The sequence below is a fragment of the Exiguobacterium sp. GL_137 genome, from assembly GCF_057834585.1.
Window position 1 is genome coordinate 3,013,205 of the sequence record NZ_CM174406.1, and the last position, 15,381, is coordinate 3,028,585.

Genomic DNA, 15,381 nt, shown 5'->3' on the forward strand with positions numbered 1-15,381 from the left:
ACTCACGCTTCTTTAACCTGGACATTTAACGTTGCTGTGACTTCATTGTGCAATTTTAATGGTACTTTCGTCACACCGAGTGTTTTGATCGGATGCTCGAGTTCGATTTTACGTTTATCAATCTTGTAACCCATCTGTTTCAACTCATCCGCGATTTGTTTGCTCGTAACGGATCCGAAGACACGACCGCCTTCACCTGTTTTCGTTGAGACGATGATCGTTTCTTTTTCAATCTTATCTTTTAACGCTTGAGCGTCCTGTAACACTTGTTTCGCTTCTTCTGCCGCTTTACGCTCATGTGCCTCATGCTGCTTAAGGTTTCCGGTTGTTGCCGGACGTGCCAATTTCTTTTTGAACAACACGTTGTTTGCATATGCGTCAGCGACGTCTTTGACGTCTCCTGTTTTACCCTGGCCTTTTACATCTTGTAAGAAAATAACTTTCATTCTGTTTCCTCTCCTTTTGTTTCATCTTCTAAATAATGGTCAATCGCTTTTCGTAATTCTGTTGCGACAGTCAAGACCGACTCGGTCATCTGTGTCGCAGCATTCGTTAAATGACCGCCGCCGCCAAGCGTCTCCATAATCAGCTGGACGTTCACTTCACCGAGTGAACGGGCACTGATGGCAGTTCTGCCGTCCTGCAATTCCGCGATGACGAACGCCGCGCGGATTCCTTGGAGCGATAGCAGCTGATCCGCCGTTTGGGCGATCAGGACCTGATCATGGATGACGCCGGGCTCAGCCGTCGCAATCGCCATCCCGGCGGCGTAAACTTCCGTCCGCTCGAGGATATGCGATTGTTCGACGTATGTCTCAAGGTCCTGACTGAGGAACTCCTGAACCAAAACCGTATCCGCTCCTTGCGAACGCAGATAGGAAGCGGCGTCAAACGTCCGGGAACCGGTCCGTAGCGTAAAGCCTTTCGTATCGACGATGATTCCGGCAAGCAAGGCTGTCGCTTCAAGCATTGCCAGTTTCTGATTCGTCGGCTGATACTCGATCAGCTCTGTGACCAGTTCTGATGTCGATGACGCATACGGTTCGAGATAAACGAGAACCGGTTCTTCAATAAAGTCTTCTCCCCGTCGATGGTGGTCGATGACGACCATCCGTTCAAAACGCTCCAGCAAGGCCGGTACGACAACCAGGGAAGGTTTGTGGGTATCGACGATAATCAAGAGCGCCTGATCATCAATCAATTGATCTGCTTGGAACGCATTCACGAAACGGGTCTCGAGTTTCGGTTCCTGGCTGATTTCATTCATCATCCGCCGGATTCCTTGTCCGATTTCAGCTTCCGGAAGAACGATATGGGCTTCTTTATCGTTCATCTCGGCGAGTTTTAAAATCCCGATTGAGGCGCCCAGGGAATCCATATCCGGATTCCGGTGCCCCATGATGAGGACACGGCTCGACTCCTGCATTAAATCACGCAACGAGTTGGCAATGACGCGGGCCCGGACACGTGTCCGTTTTTCTGTCGGATTGGTTTTCCCGCCATAAAAACGAACTTTCCCGTCCCGCTTGATGACGACCTGATCACCGCCGCGGCCTAATGCCAGATCGAGACTCGATTGAGCCATCAATCCAAGCGCCGGAATCGGATCACTGCCACATCCGATACCAATCGACAATGTCAGCTGAACACCACGTTGACTTGTTTCTTCCCGGACGGTATCAAGAATCGTAAATTTCGATCGTTCCAAAATCCGTAAATTCTCTTCCGTCGTCACAATGAAATAACGGTCGGAAGCGGTCCGTTTAATGTAAGTGCCGTGATCCGCGGCCCAGTGATTTAACAACTGGGTGACCCGGCTGTTCAATTCACTGCGAAGCTGATCTTCAATCCCTTGTGTCATCTCATCATAGTTATCAAGATAAATGACACCGATGACCGTCTGATTATCGACCAGTTGCTGTTCGACCTGGGCTTCTTCTGTCATATCGAACAAATAGAAAGTCCGGTTTTCGCTGTTTGAAAAGACACGATAAACTGATTCGCCGATTTCAAGCGTCGCCTGATCCTCATCGACGCCAATCATTTCAACGAATAAGGGATCAAGATCCGTCAGAACGTGTCCCATGGCAAGGTCCTCAAAAATCTCACGCATCGGATCATTGAACCAGGTAACACGTGCTTCTTCATCATAAAGTAAAATTCCAATTGGCATGTTCGTCAAAGCATCTTGACCGGTGTCTTCGACCTGGATCGATATACCGGCGACGTAGCTTTCCCATGACTTCCGACCACGTCGTTCCTCCAAAAGATGAAGGACAAACAGTGCCGTCGTCAAGACGGCTCCAACCGCTGCGATGATTGGGTGATCGACGGCAATGACAAAAAGTAGAGCCACGATTAATAGATACGGAACGAAGCGAAAAAAGCGCTGTTCTCGTTCAGGTGATACTTGCTGACCTAACCCCATCGCGTCCTCCTTGTATACTAAATATACTCGTATGAAAAATTCGGTAACTTGTATATTATAACCGAAAAGGCGGACCGGTTGAAAGCGAAGCGAAAAAAAGCGCCTTTCCTTCGAAAAGGAAAAGCGCTGGACCGTAATCAGTCAGCTACGTATGGAATTAAAGCCATTTGACGTGAACGTTTGATTGCGATTGTAAGTGGACGTTGGTATTTCGCTGAAGTACCAGTCACACGACGTGGAAGAATCTTACCGCGTTCCGAAATGAAACGTTTGAGAAGTTCTACGTCTTTATAATCGATATGAGTGATGTGGTTCGACGTGAAGTAACATACTTTACGACGACGTTTTCCACCTGGACGACGTGCCATGTGATTAACCTCCTTTTTAGAGTAAATTTTTCAGTCCGACGTTCCCATTAGAATGGAAGGTCGTCGTCTGAAAGATCGATCGAACTGCCGCCGCTGAACGGATCAGCGCCGAAGCCCGAATTCGATGAAGATGAAGCGGGTGCTGGCGAGGAAGAGTTGTTCTGCTGTTGCTGTGAACCCCATCCTGCAGCATTTCCGTTTCCACCTGTATTTGAATTTGAAGAGTAGCTATCACTATCGGAAGAACGGCTTGCATTGCGTGATTCTAGGAATCGAACACTATCCGCGACGACTTCTGCACGATAACGACGTTGACCATCTTTATCGTCATAGCTACTAATCTGAAGGCGACCCTCAACTCCTGCGAGGCTCCCTTTTTTCAAATACTGAGCAACGTTCTCTGCCTGCTTGCGCCAAACGACGCAATCGATGAAGTCAGCTTCTCGCTTCCCATCTTGTCCTGTAAACGGACGGTCACAAGCGAGTGTGAATCGCGTTACCGCAATCCCGCTCTGCGTATAACGCATTTCAGGGTCACGAGTTAACCGACCGACTAAAACGACGCGGTTAATCATCAGAATCACTCTCCTGTTTCAGCTTATTTCTCGTCTTTTGTGATCATTAAGCGAACGATATCGTCACTGATCTTCATGAGACGGTCAAGTTCTTTTGTAGCTGCTGGTTCAGCAGTCACGTTAAGAAGAACGTAGAAACCTTCACGCATATCATTGATTTCGTAAGCAAAACGACGTTTACCCATTTCAGTTGTTTTTTCAACTGTACCACCGTTGTCAGTGAGGACTTTGTTGAAACGCTCAACTAGAGCTTTTCGTGCTTCCTCATCAACTTCCGGACGGATGATGTAAAGTACTTCGTATTTACGCATATCTGTCACCTCCTCTTGGACTGGCGGCTCGATTCATCGAGCAAGGAGCAATAATTCATTACTCACATTTGTTAATACTATCAAAGTATTTTGGTTTATGCAATAACGATTCGTTCGCTTCTCTTAAACGTTGAAGCGGAATGTGACGACATCGCCGTCTTGGAAGACATATTCTTTCCCTTCAGAACGGTAACGGCCTTGTTCTTTCACGGTCGCCATGTTTCCAGCAGCTGCTAAATCTTCGTAAGCAACAACTTCCGCACGAATGAAACCGCGTTCGAAGTCCGAGTGGATGACACCCGCACATTGTGGTGCTTTCATGCCTTTTTTGAACGTCCAGGCACGAACTTCTTTTTCACCGGCTGTGAAGTACGTCGCAAGACCAAGCGTGTTGTACGCTGCGTGAATCAACTGATCCAGACCGGATTCTTCGATTCCGAGGTCAACGAGGAACTCTTGGCGTTCTTCCGGTTCAAGCTCAGCAATCTCTTCTTCGATCCGGGCACAGATGATGATGACTTCTGCGCCTTCTTTCGCTGCAAATTCACGAACTAACCGCACATTTTCATTGCTGTCTGCGTCCGCGACTTCGTCTTCACCGACGTTTGCAACATAAAGCATCGGTTTCATCGTCAACAATTGGAAATGCTTGACGATCGCTGCCTGATCTTCATTTAACTCAGCAAGACGTGCCGGTTTTTCGTCTTCCAGTAACGCCAAGACGATTTCAAGTGCTTCCAGTTCGCCCGCTGCATTTTTATCGCGTGACTTCACTTGTTTTTGGACACGTTGGATTCGTTTTTCGACCAATTCGAGATCGGCAAGAATCAATTCAAGATTGATTGTTTCGATATCATCGATTGGTGAGACTTTTCCTGAAACGTGTGTAATGTTCTCGTCGATGAAACAGCGGACTACCTGACAGATGGCGTCGACTTCACGAATGTTGGCTAAGAATTTGTTTCCCAGCCCTTCTCCTTTTGAAGCTCCCTTGACGATTCCGGCGATATCCGTGAATTCGAATGCGGTCGGGATTGTTTTCTTCGGATTGACGAGTTCTGTCAATTTACGAAGACGTGCATCAGGCACCTCGACGACACCGACGTTTGGATCGATGGTTGCGAACGGATAGTTCGCCGCCTCGACGCCTGCTTGTGTAATTGCGTTAAAAAGTGTTGATTTTCCTACGTTTGGTAAGCCAACGATTCCGGCTGTTAATCCCACTTGGAATTCCTCCTTTTCGGTATTTCCTAGGAAATCCGTGCTAGCGGCCGCAGTGGGTAGAATGATTACACCACGTCAGCACATCTTTCACAATTATAGATAGTTCAATTTTTTTAAGCAAGGAGATGTGTCTTCTTTTTTTAAGACAAGATTGTTTCATGTACGTTTTGCTGTAGTTTAAAGCAGTCTTGTATTTGATTAAAGGAACAGCAACAAACCCCTGAAGACCTTTTCCGGTCGCCAGGGGTTTGCTCGTATTCATTCAGGTAAGACTTTTTTCAAACGCTTATCGAAGTCGCGGCGCGGCATCAGGATACTCGCTCCGCATCCTTGACATTTAATGCGGATGTCCATCCCGACACGAATGATTTGCCAACGGTTCGTTCCGCAAGGATGTTGTTTTTTCATTTCGACATAATCATGAAGATTGTACGTTTTTGGCATCATCGGCTTGACCACCATTCCCTTGTTCTGTATTCATCATGACCATCCGTGGATACGGAATCTTAATTCCTTCCAGTTCGAGTCCCTGCTTGAGTTCTTTCCGGATCAAACGACCGGCCTGGAAATGTTGCATCGGTGGCACTTCTGCCATCAGGCGGTAGACGACTTCTGACGGTCCAAGTGTCTGGACGCCAAGCATTTGGATCGGCTCGATAAACATGTCGGTATATTTTTCCGTCGTCGTGTTAGCAATTTGATGCAAGACCTGTTCGACCCGTTCCAAATCTTCTTCATACGATACTTGCACATCGACTAAAGCAAAACTGTTGTCGACGGAAAAGTTCGTCACCTGTAAGATTTGTCCGTTCGGAATGATGTGGATTTCTCCATTCAATCCTTTTAACTTCGTCGTCCGGATTCCGAGTTCTGTGACGACCCCTTCAATCAAACCGACACGGACGAAGTCACCGACTTTAAACTGTCGTTCAAAGATGATGAAGGCCCCGGTAATGATATCCTGAACCAGGTTCTTTGCCCCAAACGAAATGGCAAGACCGGCGATACCGGCACTGGCGACAAGACCTGTAATGTTGATTCCGAACTGACTGAGGACCGTCAAGAGCATGACGATTCCAAGAACATAACGGATAGCATTTTGGAGCAGTTTCAACAACGTTTCATTTTGGCGTTGCGCCAATGAATCATGCTCATTGATTTTTCGAATCGTAAATAATCGCGAAACCGCACCTGTTAAAATACGCATCAGTACATAAAAACCGGCGATGATAATCAGGGCGATCAATAACTTCAATCCAAAGCGGATCCACATGTCTGCGTCCATGACTTGGTCTAGAATCCGGTCAACCTGGGCGACTGAATCCTGTACGTCTTTATTGGTAGCCATTCTCTCCATCCTTTCGACTTCTCTCTATCTTCTCTCTATTACGACAGTATACGTGATTTTAAATGACTTTCAACCAAAGAACCGATTTTGACGTTAGATTTTCACAAAAACCGGGAAAGGAAAATCATTACAGAACGCCTTCACTCTCACCACGACACCAGGATGCTGACATCAGGAGAAGAAAGGATGATCCAGATGAATTTCCGTTTTCATTCTCACGAAAAAAAGCCCTATTCTTTCTTTCTAGAATATACGGAACCATTCGCTAAGGAACGACTGGCGGAACAATTACATGAACAGGTCAATGCCATGAAGGAAAACCGTCCCGTCGTCCTTGTCTGTATCGGTTCCGACCGGTCAACCGGCGACTCACTCGGACCGCTCGTCGGAACCTTTTTGGAAAAAAATCGACCGGCGAACATGCATGTCTATGGGACATTAGCCAAACCGGTCCATGCATTGAATCTGGCCGAAACCATTCATTCGATTCAAACGACACATTACCGTCCGCTCGTCATCGCCATCGATGCCTGTCTCGGCCGCCTTTCAAGTGTCGGTCATGTCTTCTTCTCGGAAGGTCCGCTTGCTCCTGGTGCCGGTGTCCAAAAAGAATTACCGGCTGTCGGTGATTTTAATATTAAAGCTGTCGTCAATGTCAGTGGCTTTATGGAAATGATGATCCTTCAAAATACACGCCTCCATCTTGTTTATGCGTTGGCTGAACTCGTCGCTGATAGTTTTGCCTTGCTCGATACGAAATTAGCAGCTGAGACAACACGTACGACCATCTCCTTCACACCACGTTCAATTTAAGGGCAGTGTTTCTCCTTTCCTTTATCCTGTAAGTTTCAAAAAAAGGATCCATTCCAAGTACCATACTGGAATGGATCCTTTGCTGTTAATCTTCTTCAGGTAAAAGCAGTTCGAGAATTCGATTTAAATCGTCCTCGTCCGTAAAATCAATTTCGAGTTTTCCAGCTTGTTTCGTCATCTTAATGCGGACAGTCGCCCCAATCCGTTCCCGTAACGTTTCTTCGATGAAATCCAGTTCCGTTGACTGTTTGGCTGCCGGACGCACCTGTTTTTTTTCACGCAACTCCTGTTCGAGGCGCCGGACATTCCAATTTTCACGCATGACACGTTCCGCCATCCGTTCGATCTTCAGTGGATGCTTTAAGGACAATAAAGCCCGTGCATGTCCCATCGATAACCGTTCTTCCATGACGGCTTGCTGGACCTCGACCGGTAACTGCAGTAAACGGAGACTGTTCGTGATGTGGGAACGGCTTTTTCCGACCCGGTTCGCAAGCTCTGCCTGTGTGATGTTAAACTCTTCGAGCATCTCGGCGTACGCCATCGCTTCTTCAATCGCACTCAAATCGGCACGTTGGATATTTTCGATCAATGCCAGTTCCATGACACGGGTTTCATTCGCTTCAATAATCAAGACCGGGACACGATTAAATCCGGCTTGTTTTGCAGCTTGATAACGTCGTTCGCCGGCGATGATTTCGTAAAACCCCTCACGTGGACGAACGACGATCGGTTGAATCATTCCATGGCGTGTCAAGGAGTTGGCGAGTTCTGCCAACGCTTTCTCGTGGAACTGTTTCCGCGGTTGTCCCGGATTCGGCCGGATTGCTCCAATCGGTATTTCATTCATGCTAATCTCTCCTAAACGTAGCGGAAGGCACGACCGCTAGTTTACGGACGTGCCTTCACGATGCGGATCCGCACCTCGACATATTCTTCACAATCCACTTCTTCTTTTTCGACCGTCAAACCGGTCCGTTCAATCATATCGACGGAATCACGAATCGTGTTCAATGCAATTCGTGTATCCCGGGCAAAACTTTTATGACGTTTTTTAGGAACTTTTGGTGTCAACAACCGTTCAACCCGTTGTTCCGTCTCTTTGACGTTCCATTCCCGTTCAATGATTTCAATCAAAACCTGAAGCTGTAAGTCAGCTGCTTTTAACGGCAGGAGGGCCCGCGCATGACGTTCCGTGATTTTCCGTTGTTTCAGAGCTTCACGAACCGTTTCCGGTAACCGAAGCAAACGAAGCTTATTCGCAATCGTCGACTGGCTCCGTCCGAGTCTGCGCGCCAACACTTCCTGTGTGATTTCTTGCATGGCAAGCAACCGCGCGTATGCTTCGGCTTCTTCGATCGGTGTCAATTCTTCACGTTGTAGATTTTCGATGAGTGCGAGGGCAGCCGTCGTCTCGTCTGTCATCTGTTTAATGATAGCGGGAATCGTCTCCCATCCGAGCGATTGAACAGCCCGAAAACGGCGTTCGCCGGCGATGATTTCATATCCTTCGCCTTGTTTTCGGACGACAATCGGTTGCAGTAAACCATGTTCTTCAATCGTGGTCGCTAGTTCGGTAATCCGTTCCCCGTCAAAGACAGTCCGCGGTTGGAACTGGTTGGCGACCAATTCCGTTAACTTTAACTCACGGACGGTATCTTGTGGATCCAGCTCTAGGGAAACGGTTTGTCCTCCCTTACCGAGCAGTTTGGCAATTGCATTCTTCACGTTGGTGTACCTCGCCTTCATCAGTCATCGTTTCACGTGAAACGGTGTTTAACCCAGTGGATCTTTTGCCGGTGTACCTGCTTTACGCGGATATTTCCCGGGTGTTAATCGTTTTTTATCGACAATTACGATATTACGCTCACTTTCTTCTCCTGGCAATTGGAATTGGAAACTTTCCCGCAAATTTCCACCCAATACCTTCAAGGCTGTCGCGCCTTCTTCCAGTTCTTCACCCAGTTTCGCGGCTTTTAAAGCGACGAATTGACCGCCAACTTTAGCAAGCGGTAAACAGTATTCCGCAAGAACCGACATCCGGGCAACGGCACGCGCTGTCACGACATCAAAATGTTCCCGGAACTGTTTATTTTTCCCGAATTCTTCGGCACGTCCGTGGTGGAAGGCAACGCCTTCAAGTCCAAGTTCTGTTGCGAGCATGTTCAAGAACCCGATTCGTTTATTGAGTGAGTCAATGATTGTGACTTTCAGATGCGGGAACATGATTTTGATCGGCAGACTCGGGAAACCGGCACCGGCACCGACGTCACAGACGGTTTCGACTTCCGTGAAGTCAAAGTAGAATGCGGCTGTGATCGAATCATAAAAGTGTTTTAAATAAACACCTTCTTCATCCGTGATGGCCGTCAAATTCATTTTCTCATTCCATTCGACAAGCAGTTCATAATACTTACGGAACTGTTGCAATTGATGATCTGAGACTTCGAGTCCTTGCTCCGCTAATGCGGTTACGAATTGCTGTTGATTCATTCTCTTCACTCCGCAGTCAATGCGTATTGGCCTTGTTCGATATAGACAAGCAAAATCGAAATATCAGATGGATTGACACCTGAAATCCGTGATGCCTGTCCGATCGAGAGCGGACGCACTTGGTTTAGTTTTTGTTTTGCTTCAATCGCAAGACCACTGATGACATCGTAATCGAGACGTTCCGGAATCCGTTTTTTCTCCATCCGCATCATCCGTTCGACTTGATCGAGCTGTTTGTCGATGTATCCCGCATATTTGACCTGGATTTCGACCTGTTCCGCTGCTTCCGGAGAAAGAGCGACCGGCGCCGGTGTCATTTCTGCAATCATCGCATACGTGATTTCCGGACGTTTCAGTAACGTGATGGCATGTAATGCCTCTTTTAACGGAGAAACACCGATTTCCGTCAACCGTTCATTGACCTCACTCGTTGCTTTGATGACGACTTTTTTGAGTCGTTTCATTTCCCGCTTGATTTCTTCTTTTTTCTCGGCCAGTTTCGCGTGTCTTGTTTCGTTGATCAGTCCGAGCTCATGTCCGATATCGGATAAACGTAAATCCGCATTGTCATGACGCAACAATAACCGGTATTCGGCACGTGACGTCAAGAGACGGTACGGTTCGTTCGTTCCTTTTGTGACGAGATCATCGATCATGACACCGATGTATCCTTGTGAACGCGACAGAATGAGCGGATCTCTTTCCTGAACTTTCAGTGCCGCGTTGATGCCGGCCATGATGCCTTGTCCGGCTGCTTCTTCGTAGCCGCTTGTCCCGTTGATTTGTCCGGCCGTGAATAGTCCGGCAATCCGTTTTGTTTCAAGCGTCGGCCAAAGTTGTGTCGGAACGACCGCATCATATTCGATCGCATAACCGGGACGCATCATTTCTGATTTTTCAAGACCCGGAATCGACCGTAAAATATCATGTTGAACGTCTTCCGGCAGACTCGTTGAAAGTCCTTGGACGTAAACTTCTTCCGTGTCACGCCCTTCCGGCTCAAGGAAGATCTGGTGACGCGGTTTATCACTGAACCGGACGACTTTATCTTCAATCGACGGGCAGTAACGCGGACCCGTTCCTTTGATCATCCCGGAAAACATCGGGGAACGGTGAAGATTCGCATCGATCAACTGATGGGTATATTCCGTTGTATACGTCAACCAGCATGGAATCTGTTCCGTGATCATTTGTGTCGTTTCATGACTGAACGGCAACGCCACTTCATCTCCAGGTTGGATTTCCGTTTTCGAATAATCGATCGTTTTCCCGTCGATTCGGGGTGGTGTACCCGTTTTGAAACGGGCGAGCTCGAAGCCGAGTTCTTCCAGATGTTTCGACAAGTTGACCGACGGCATCTGGTTGTTCGGACCACTCTCATAAGACAGTTCACCGATGATGATTTTCCCGCGCATGAATGTGCCTGTCGTAATGATGACCGCTTTTGCCCGGTACTCGGCTCCTGTATTCGTGACGACGCCGACACACGTATCGTCTTCGATGATTAACCGCTCGACGAGTGCTTGGCGTAATAACAGATTCGGTTCGTCTTCGAGCGCTTTTTTCATCCGGTTTTGATACTCGAATTTATCTGCCTGTGCCCGAAGTGCACGAACAGCAGGACCTTTTGAGGTGTTAAGCATTTTCATTTGAATGTACGTCGCGTCGATCGCCCGTGCCATTTCTCCGCCGAGGGCATCGATTTCCCGGACGACGATTCCTTTTGCCGGACCGCCGATTGACGGATTACAATACATGAATCCGACCATGTCGGGGTTCATCGTCAACATGACGGTTTTTGAACCCATACGAGCGGCTGCAAGAGATGCTTCAATCCCTGCATGACCGGCTCCGATGACGATGACATCGAATTCGCCTGCTTGATAAGCCATAACTGTGGTTCCTCCTTTTAAAAATCAACAACCTGACAACGTTTATTTCCCTAAACAAAATTGCGAGAACAATTTATCGAGTAAACTGTCTTGCGCTGTATCTCCATTAATTTCACCGAGTGTATCCCACGCCCGGCGTAAGTCGATCTGGACCATGTCAATCGGCATCGACGCTTCTGCCGCACCGAGTGCATCTTCAATCATCTGACTCGCCTGTTTAATGAGTTGAATGTGACGGGCATTCGAGACGTACGTCATGTCCTGACCCTCGACCCCTTGTTCAAAGAAGAGCGAGGCAATGGCTGCCTCAAGATCGGTAACACCTGCTTCTTCGAGCAGTGATGTCGTGACGACGGGACGGCCCTCTGCCAGTTCATTGACACGCGTCAAATCGATCGCTTGTGTCAAATCACTTTTATTGACGATGATGATGGCGTTCATCCCCCGAATTGCTTCGAATAATAAGACGTCCTCTTCCGTCAATGCATCATTTCCGTTTAAGACGAGTAAAATCAAGTCGGCTGAGTTTAATGCTTGCCGCGATTTTTCGACACCCATCCGCTCGACGATATCTTCTGTTTCCCGGATACCGGCCGTATCAATTAATTTCAGCGGGACACCGCGGACATTGACGTATTCTTCAATCGTATCCCGTGTCGTCCCGGCAATATCCGTGACAATGGCTTTTGCTTCTTGCACCAATGTGTTGAGCAAAGACGATTTCCCGACATTCGGACGTCCGATGATCGCGGTCGACAAGCCTTCGCGCAGGATTTTTCCCTGTCGCGCCGTCGACAACAGTTCCGTTAGAATACGGCGAACTTCACCCGCATCTTTTTGGACGATTTGCTGCGTCATTTCTTCGGCATCATATTCCGGATAGTCGATGTTGACTTCAATCGAAGCAATCGTCTGCAACAATTGTTCCCGTAAATCCTGGACCAGTTTTGACAAGCGTCCTTCGATTTGACCAACCGCGACCGTCATCGCCCGGTCCGTTTTCGCCCGGATCAAGTCCATGACGGCTTCTGCTTGGGACAAGTCAATCCGACCGTTCAGGAAAGCCCGTTTCGTGAATTCACCCGGTTCTGCGAGACGAACGTCCGGTTGTTCGAGGATCAGTTCGAGCACCCGATTGACGGCAACGATTCCGCCGTGACAATTCAGTTCGACGACATCTTCCCGCGTAAAGGTTTTCGGTGCCCGCATGACACTGACCATGACTTCATCGACGACTTGTTCTGTCGTCCGTTCAACCAGTTTTCCATAATGAATCGTATGTGTCGGGACTTCCTTCAACCGGTTGGCACCACGGTAGACGCGATCGGCTGTTTCGACTGCTTTAGGACCGGACAAACGGACAATCGCAATCGCTCCTTCACCCATCGGCGTCGAAATGGCGGCTATCGTATCAAATTCCATCATCAGTTATTCACACCTCGTTTTCTGCAATCTTTTCTATATTTAATGTTCAGGACTATTTAAATGGGTATAACGTGACAACTATACACGAAATAGCGCAAAAGAAAAAGAGCGACACTCTGTAAAACGGAGTATCGCTCTCACTTATTGTTAACGTTTCTTTTTCGGTTTTTTCGGAGCAGGAGCAGCGTTCGCCGCTTCTTGTTCGCGTTTTGAAGCAATCGTTGCTTCCGTCTGCGCTTTGATTTTCTCACGCATCGGCTTCATGATTGCAATCGTGACGATGATCGAGAAGATGTAACCGACGACCCAGTACAGCGACAAGGCTGATGGTAACGTTACACCCATGACGAAGATCATGATCGGGAAGACATACAACATGATTTTCATCTGTGGATTATCATCTTGTCCAGCCATCGAGAGTTTTTGCTGCAAGTACGTAAAGATAGCAGACAAAATCGGTAAGATGAAATACGGATCCGGTTTTCCAAGATCGAACCAGAGGAACGTGTGTTGGAAAATTGCCGGTGTATAGATGATTGCGTTATAGAAAGCAATCAAAATCGGCATTTGAATCAAGATCGGTAAACAGCCGGCAAGCGGATTGACATTGTGCTCTTGGTACAGCTTCATCATTTCCTGTTGCAGTTTCTGCTGTGTTTCCTGATCTTTCGAACTGTACTTCTCACGAAGCTTCATCATTTCTGGCTGGATAACTTGCATACCACCCATACTTTTCGTTTGTTTGATCATCAACGGCAAGATGACGAGACGAACAAGTAACGTCGTGACGATGATTCCGATTCCGTAATCCCCATTAAAGAAATGCGAAATTTCACGAATGAGCCAAGCCATCGGCCAAACAAAGTAATGTTTCCAGAAGCCTTCTGTGTCACCAGTAATCGGTTCACCTGTTCCGTATGTCCCAGGTGTACAACCGGATAGAACGACCGCGAGTACGGACATCAATCCGAGAGTCAGCCAAATCTTAGTTCTCTTGTTCATAATTCCTCCTAGTAATGTTTACACGTGGTCGGTCCTCGAAGTTCTATCTATATATAGAAGCAGGCGAGTGGCCGCTACAAATCAACAGGATATACTACACGTTTATTTTACCTGTCGCTTCCATACACCGGATCGTTTAAAGACATGGCGTAAACTGTCAGCAACTTCTTGAGCAGTCATCTTCGCAGCCGGATTGCGTGCGATGATCACAAAATCATAATTCGGGGCCAGCGAGGCTTCATGAAGCTGGCATGCTTCACGTACATACCGTTTAACCTGGTTACGGACAACGGCATTCCCGATTTTCTTACTCACCGATAAACCAATCCGAAAGTGAGTTTGCTGCTCTTTCTTTAGTGCATATACGACAAATTGCCGATTTGCGACAGAGGCTCCCCGAGTAAACACCGCTTGGAACTCCTTGTCTTTCTTGACGCGGTATTCCTTCTTCACCTTGATCACACTCCATCCTGTCATCACGAAAATTCGTCGTCTTTCATCATATCATAGAACAAACCCGCTCTGCGAGAGGGGTCTTGTGACAAAAGCACGAACATCCCTTAAAACTACAAAAAAAAGATCACTTCAGGCAGCGCCAGAAGTGATCTCATCATCGCTCGATTATACAGTCAAGGCTTTGCGGCCTTTAAGACGGCGAGCAGCCAAGATCCGGCGGCCACTCTTCGTTGCCATGCGCGCACGGAATCCGTGAACTTTTTTGCGCTTACGGTTGTTTGGGTTGAAAGTTGGTTTCATTAGTCTGCACCTCCTTTAAAAATTACTCTATAAAAATCATCGTTTTCTACTTTAAGGCAGTCTTGTACATTATATAAAGCAAAAGTGACCTTGTCAATGAAAGTTCAGAAGAATTATCACAAGCATTTTCAGCAAAAAATGACGGGATTCGTGAAAATAGGATTCCCCAGTCGGTTTCATATCATACGATACGATTTGTCGATCGGATGGAATGGAAAACGAATCAAACAATCCCTTTTTCAAACTATCCACAGACTTATCCACACTATCCACACTTTCCGTGGATAACTCATCACTTTGTCTACAATAGTATTTTTTAAAATCAACGTCAAGGTTTGTTTTTAGAATTTTTAACGCCACTTTTTTCATTTTGTGCATAACTATTTCTGAACGCTTCCTCTTTCGAAAAGTTATACACACCTTATCCACAGTTTATCCACACTGTCCACAGCCTGTGGGTAACTGCCTGTGTATATGTGGATTTACTTGTGGATAAATCGTTCTAAGCATTGCCAGACCTCATTTCATTTGATACACTAATTGTGCATAACAAGAACGTAAGACAAATTGATTCTTCAAGTTATACACAACCTGTGGATAACTTTATACACAGAAATCAGCCCCTGTGGATAACGTTATCCACAGTTTTTATGTTCTGGGGATAAGTCGTGTTCCTTCATTAACTTTGTCCTGTGCATAAAGCTGTGTATAGTTTTTTATATCATGATAGAAAAAGGGGGGTATTT

The 15,381-nt window shown here is 47.1% G+C and carries 17 protein-coding genes; 1 reads left to right on the plus strand and 16 read right to left on the minus strand.

Annotated features, from left to right (window positions below):
- Positions 1-2: 2 nt before the first annotated feature.
- The 8 genes from rplI to AC3IRK_RS15685 all read right to left on the minus strand — a co-directional run bounded on the left by rplI (position 3) and on the right by AC3IRK_RS15685 (position 6,254).
- On the minus strand, positions 3-446 hold the full coding sequence (rplI, locus tag AC3IRK_RS15650; RefSeq protein ID WP_131503620.1) for a 50S ribosomal protein L9: 444 nt from the start codon (positions 444-446) through the stop codon (positions 3-5).
- A complete protein-coding gene (locus AC3IRK_RS15655; protein ID WP_131973580.1) occupies positions 443-2,428 on the minus strand; it encodes a DHH family phosphoesterase in 1,986 nt (661 codons plus the stop codon). The genes rplI and AC3IRK_RS15655 overlap by 4 nt, the downstream gene beginning before the upstream one ends.
- A 137-nt stretch (positions 2,429-2,565) precedes the next feature.
- A complete protein-coding gene (gene rpsR, locus AC3IRK_RS15660) occupies positions 2,566-2,796 on the minus strand; it encodes a 30S ribosomal protein S18 (protein ID WP_012371896.1) in 231 nt (76 codons plus the stop codon).
- 47 nt (positions 2,797-2,843) lie between these two features.
- Positions 2,844-3,371 (minus strand): single-stranded DNA-binding protein, encoded by a 528-nt coding sequence (locus AC3IRK_RS15665; protein ID WP_012371897.1) that lies wholly within the window; start codon positions 3,369-3,371, stop codon positions 2,844-2,846.
- 23 nt (positions 3,372-3,394) lie between these two features.
- Entirely contained in the window at positions 3,395-3,682 is a 288-nt protein-coding gene (gene rpsF / locus AC3IRK_RS15670) for a 30S ribosomal protein S6 (RefSeq protein ID WP_012371898.1), read from the minus strand.
- 123 nt (positions 3,683-3,805) lie between these two features.
- On the minus strand, positions 3,806-4,906 hold the full coding sequence (gene ychF / locus AC3IRK_RS15675; protein ID WP_026827041.1) for a redox-regulated ATPase YchF: 1,101 nt from the start codon (positions 4,904-4,906) through the stop codon (positions 3,806-3,808).
- 258 nt (positions 4,907-5,164) lie between these two features.
- A complete protein-coding gene (locus AC3IRK_RS15680; protein ID WP_012371900.1) occupies positions 5,165-5,353 on the minus strand; it encodes a DUF951 domain-containing protein in 189 nt (62 codons plus the stop codon).
- Complete coding sequence (locus AC3IRK_RS15685) at positions 5,325-6,254, minus strand: mechanosensitive ion channel family protein (RefSeq protein ID WP_131503622.1); 930 nt, start codon at positions 6,252-6,254, stop codon at positions 5,325-5,327. Before AC3IRK_RS15685 ends, AC3IRK_RS15680 begins: the two co-directional genes overlap by 29 nt.
- Positions 6,255-6,440: 186 nt before the next feature.
- On the opposite strand from AC3IRK_RS15685, the gene yyaC reads away from it, so the two are divergent.
- On the plus strand, positions 6,441-7,067 hold the full coding sequence (gene yyaC / locus AC3IRK_RS15690) for a spore protease YyaC (RefSeq protein WP_370528970.1): 627 nt from the start codon (positions 6,441-6,443) through the stop codon (positions 7,065-7,067).
- Positions 7,068-7,152: 85 nt separating this feature from the next.
- On the opposite strand, the gene AC3IRK_RS15695 is transcribed toward yyaC, so the two are convergent.
- From AC3IRK_RS15695 to rpmH, 8 genes are all read right to left on the minus strand, one after another.
- The gene (locus AC3IRK_RS15695) at positions 7,153-7,917 is read right to left on the minus strand and encodes a ParB/RepB/Spo0J family partition protein (RefSeq protein ID WP_131973582.1); all 765 of its coding nucleotides are present in this window, start codon (positions 7,915-7,917) and stop codon (positions 7,153-7,155) included.
- Between the two features lie 41 nt (positions 7,918-7,958).
- Positions 7,959-8,795, minus strand: coding sequence for a nucleoid occlusion protein (noc, locus tag AC3IRK_RS15700; protein ID WP_131973583.1), 837 nt, complete (start codon positions 8,793-8,795; stop codon positions 7,959-7,961).
- Positions 8,796-8,843: 48 nt separating this feature from the next.
- Positions 8,844-9,560: a 16S rRNA (guanine(527)-N(7))-methyltransferase RsmG gene (gene rsmG / locus AC3IRK_RS15705; protein WP_489170230.1), complete on the minus strand. Its 717-nt coding sequence runs from the start codon at positions 9,558-9,560 to the stop codon at positions 8,844-8,846.
- 5 nt (positions 9,561-9,565) lie between these two features.
- The gene (gene mnmG / locus AC3IRK_RS15710; RefSeq protein WP_489170231.1) at positions 9,566-11,452 is read right to left on the minus strand and encodes a tRNA uridine-5-carboxymethylaminomethyl(34) synthesis enzyme MnmG; all 1,887 of its coding nucleotides are present in this window, start codon (positions 11,450-11,452) and stop codon (positions 9,566-9,568) included.
- A 42-nt stretch (positions 11,453-11,494) separates the two neighbouring features.
- Complete coding sequence (mnmE, locus tag AC3IRK_RS15715; RefSeq protein ID WP_304999546.1) at positions 11,495-12,877, minus strand: tRNA uridine-5-carboxymethylaminomethyl(34) synthesis GTPase MnmE; 1,383 nt, start codon at positions 12,875-12,877, stop codon at positions 11,495-11,497.
- A gap of 147 nt (positions 12,878-13,024) precedes the next feature.
- Positions 13,025-13,879 carry a membrane protein insertase YidC gene (yidC, locus tag AC3IRK_RS15720; RefSeq protein WP_114596777.1) on the minus strand — a complete coding sequence of 285 codons (855 nt, stop codon included), beginning with the start codon at positions 13,877-13,879 and terminating at the stop codon, positions 13,025-13,027.
- A gap of 102 nt (positions 13,880-13,981) precedes the next feature.
- Positions 13,982-14,332 carry a ribonuclease P protein component gene (gene rnpA / locus AC3IRK_RS15725; RefSeq protein WP_012371909.1) on the minus strand — a complete coding sequence of 117 codons (351 nt, stop codon included), beginning with the start codon at positions 14,330-14,332 and terminating at the stop codon, positions 13,982-13,984.
- A 168-nt stretch (positions 14,333-14,500) separates the two neighbouring features.
- Positions 14,501-14,635, minus strand: a complete 135-nt coding sequence (rpmH, locus tag AC3IRK_RS15730; protein ID WP_012371910.1) for a 50S ribosomal protein L34 — start codon at positions 14,633-14,635, stop codon at positions 14,501-14,503.
- Between the last annotated feature and the right edge of the window lie 746 nt (positions 14,636-15,381).

Coding starts and splice junctions, on each gene's coding strand:
- AC3IRK_RS15685 (WP_131503622.1), bottom strand. CDS start 6,254: ATGGCTACCAATAAAGACGTACAGGATTCAGTCGCCCAGGTTGACCGG.
- AC3IRK_RS15680 (WP_012371900.1), bottom strand. CDS start 5,353: ATGATGCCAAAAACGTACAATCTTCATGATTATGTCGAAATGAAAAAA.
- AC3IRK_RS15695 (WP_131973582.1), bottom strand. CDS start 7,917: ATGAATGAAATACCGATTGGAGCAATCCGGCCGAATCCGGGACAACCG.
- rpsR (WP_012371896.1), bottom strand. CDS start 2,796: ATGGCACGTCGTCCAGGTGGAAAACGTCGTCGTAAAGTATGTTACTTC.
- rpsF (WP_012371898.1), bottom strand. CDS start 3,682: ATGCGTAAATACGAAGTACTTTACATCATCCGTCCGGAAGTTGATGAG.
- mnmG (WP_489170231.1), bottom strand. CDS start 11,452: ATGGCTTATCAAGCAGGCGAATTCGATGTCATCGTCATCGGAGCCGGT.
- yyaC (WP_370528970.1), top strand. CDS start 6,441: ATGATCCAGATGAATTTCCGTTTTCATTCTCACGAAAAAAAGCCCTAT.
- AC3IRK_RS15655 (WP_131973580.1), bottom strand. CDS start 2,428: ATGGGGTTAGGTCAGCAAGTATCACCTGAACGAGAACAGCGCTTTTTT.
- mnmE (WP_304999546.1), bottom strand. CDS start 12,877: ATGATGGAATTTGATACGATAGCCGCCATTTCGACGCCGATGGGTGAA.
- rpmH (WP_012371910.1), bottom strand. CDS start 14,635: ATGAAACCAACTTTCAACCCAAACAACCGTAAGCGCAAAAAAGTTCAC.
- yidC (WP_114596777.1), bottom strand. CDS start 13,879: ATGAACAAGAGAACTAAGATTTGGCTGACTCTCGGATTGATGTCCGTA.
- rplI (WP_131503620.1), bottom strand. CDS start 446: ATGAAAGTTATTTTCTTACAAGATGTAAAAGGCCAGGGTAAAACAGGA.
- rsmG (WP_489170230.1), bottom strand. CDS start 9,560: ATGAATCAACAGCAATTCGTAACCGCATTAGCGGAGCAAGGACTCGAA.
- AC3IRK_RS15665 (WP_012371897.1), bottom strand. CDS start 3,371: ATGATTAACCGCGTCGTTTTAGTCGGTCGGTTAACTCGTGACCCTGAA.